This window comes from Treponema sp. R6D11, from assembly GCF_054786075.1.
Window position 1 is genome coordinate 1 of the sequence record NZ_BDHD01001457.1, and the last position, 268, is coordinate 268.

1 protein-coding gene is annotated in these 268 nt (G+C 39.6%); it reads left to right on the forward strand.

The window, feature by feature from the left end; all coding sequences use genetic code 11:
- A partial coding sequence (locus ACYVTD_RS19110; RefSeq protein WP_461249154.1) for a UvrD-helicase domain-containing protein occupies positions 1 to 268 on the forward strand: 268 nt, incomplete at both ends.

Genomic DNA, 268 nt, shown 5'->3' on the forward strand with positions numbered 1-268 from the left:
GAATAAAGGCGTTCCGCCTGCGGAAGATTTAGACAAAGAAAAATTATTTTTTGTCGGCGATGAAAAACAGTCTATTTATATGTTCAGAGGTGCGGACGTTTCCGTTTTCCGCAAATTAAAAGAAGAAATAAAAAGCGAACATCTTCCGTTGACGACAAATTATCGTTCGTCTTCCGGTTTAATCGGCGCTTTTAACGCTATTTTCGGCGGAATTTATCCCAATTCAGGCGAAAATGCTCATCCGCAAAAATACAATTCGGTTTTCGCA